This is a genomic window from Ectobacillus sp., assembly GCF_056992975.1.
The window spans coordinates 1-2,275 of the sequence record NZ_JBXKMX010000047.1; the positions used below are offsets into that span (position 1 = coordinate 1).

The 2,275-nt window shown below is 37.8% G+C and carries 4 protein-coding genes; all 4 read left to right on the forward strand.

Annotated features, from left to right (window positions below):
• A partial coding sequence (locus AC11ZT_RS01880; RefSeq protein ID WP_484057984.1) for a cold-shock protein occupies positions 1 to 167 on the forward strand: 167 nt, incomplete at its 5' end.
• 177 nt (positions 168 to 344) lie between these two features.
• Positions 345 to 980, forward strand: coding sequence for a hypothetical protein (locus AC11ZT_RS01885; RefSeq protein ID WP_484057981.1), 636 nt, complete (start codon positions 345 to 347; stop codon positions 978 to 980).
• Positions 981 to 1,012: 32 nt separating this feature from the next.
• Positions 1,013 to 1,561 (forward strand): YpiB family protein, encoded by a 549-nt coding sequence (locus AC11ZT_RS01890; RefSeq protein WP_484057982.1) that lies wholly within the window; start codon positions 1,013 to 1,015, stop codon positions 1,559 to 1,561.
• Between the two features lie 73 nt (positions 1,562 to 1,634).
• On the forward strand, positions 1,635 to 2,275 hold a 641-nt coding region (locus AC11ZT_RS01895; RefSeq protein WP_484057983.1), incomplete at its 3' end, for a pyridoxal-phosphate dependent enzyme.

The window sequence follows — 2,275 nt, forward strand, 5'->3', positions numbered from 1 at the left end:
ACAAAGGTTTCGGTTTTATCGAACGTGAAGGCGGAGAAGACGTATTCGTACATTTCTCAGCTATCCAAAGTGAAGGTTTCAAATCTTTAGACGAAGGTCAAGCTGTTACTTTTGACGTAGAACAAGGTCAACGCGGACCTCAAGCTGCTAACGTACGTAAAGCTTAATTAAAACGATCCCTACACAGACTCTTTATAGAGTCTGTTTTTTTGTTTTAAAATAAACAGCCCCTCCATTTTAGTGCCGTAAAACATAAACATCTAAAATCAACGTCACCCGACCATCATTAATTGACAGATCTACCATTCCTATTTATTGTTAATAGAAAAGGTGGATGAAGAGCTATGACCCGAAAAATAGGATGCTTACACGCTCATTATTCTAATATCACTTATCTTGAACAATCCCTTTCTTTATATGAGCTAGAGTGTATCCACTTTGTAGATCCTGGGCTTATGTATCATCGGTCTTTCGATGAAACCATTTTGCAAAACAAGGTCAAAAAACAGCTCGAATGGATAGCAAGTTGTAATGTAGACGCCATCATCATTACATGTACAGATTATATTGCTATTTTAGGAAAATCGGATTTCCTACCTATACCCATTATTAAGATTGACGAACCATTTTTTGCAGAAATCTGCGCCGCTACGCAGCCTCAGACTATGTTTTTTACAAATCCAGCAACGGTTTCTGGCACCGTAGAGCGTCTGCATCTATACGCCAAGCAGGTGAGAGCATCAATAGATGTAGAAATAATTCTCATAGACCATGCGTTTGATTTGCTAATGCAAGGTCAAATTGAGGCGTATAAAAGTAAGGTAATGAAGTCTCTAAAACAAGCCAGTACTAGCAAAATCGTATCGGTTGCTCAGCTTTCGATGGTATACGCAGCCAGGGAAATGAAAAAAAATAACGTAACCACCATTATAAATCCATTGGATTCGTTGGCTTCCTACATAAACAAGACTCTTTCCTAATACCAAATATCTTTTCAAAAAGGTGGGATAGTATGAAAAAATGGGTATCCGTAAGTGAAAAACGCAATTTTTTGAAGTGGTTTTTAGACTCGCATCGATTAAAGCGAACAGATGCACGCAAGGTGCTAGAATACATACTGAATAAGCCTCCCATTCTTGAATGTATTTCCTTTACCGAGCAAATTCAATTAAACCGGAAAACCATTGTGATTTCCAGTGTACAATCCGATGAGCCTGGATTTGAATTTTACTATAATAAGCGAAAAACAGAGGATGTCGCTACTGCTTTAGGCGAACTCATGGCAAATCCATCAGACCGAGTGAATATAATGATTCATTTCTATGGAAAAATGTCCAATCATAGTTATTTGCAACTAATCGAATCCCCTGCCATCGATAATTTACGAAAGTATACGCAATACGAGAAGGATGCCAAGGAAGTCGATGTGATGATTAAAAAACTCGTGCTCGAACAAAAAAGGCAGCTCCTTAAGCAACAAATTGACGAAGCACTAGATGCTAACAATGAAGCCTTATTTTCATCTCTCGTTAATCAATTAAACCAGCTACCAAAAATATAACTCATATTCATACTCTCTCCCCTCTTTTTTGCTATAATATATAAATAATCAGAAATTTCAGGAGATGGTGGATATGAGTATACATACTGTAGAAGAAGGGTATTACGGAGAATTTGGTGGAAGTTTTGTCAATGATGATTTAAAACATGTACTTTCCCTATTAGAAGAGCAGTTTAATCTTTACAAAAATGATCCCACATTCGAAGAAGAGTTTAAATATTATTTAAAAGAATACGTAGGTCGTGAAAATCCCCTCACCTATGCAAAGAACTTGAGCGAAAAAATAGGCGGGGCAAAAATTTATTTAAAACGTGAAGATTTAAATCATACGGGTGCTCACAAAATTAACAATGCTATTGGGCAAATTTTGCTTGCGAAACGGATGGGTGTAAAGCGCATCATTGCAGAAACAGGCGCTGGTCAGCACGGAGTTGCAACTGCAACTGCCTGTGCATTGTTTGGTATAGATTGCACCATTTACATGGGAAAAGTAGATACAGAACGCCAAGCGTTAAATGTATTTCGTATGGAATTGCTTGGTGCCAAGGTTGTACCGGTTGAAAAAGGACAAGGACGCCTGAAGGATGCAGTAGATGTAGCCTTGCAAGACTTAGTTGAAAATTATGAAAACACATACTATTTATTAGGATCGGCAGTTGGTCCGCATCCATTTCCAACTATCGTTAAACATTTTCAATCCGTAATCAGCGAAGA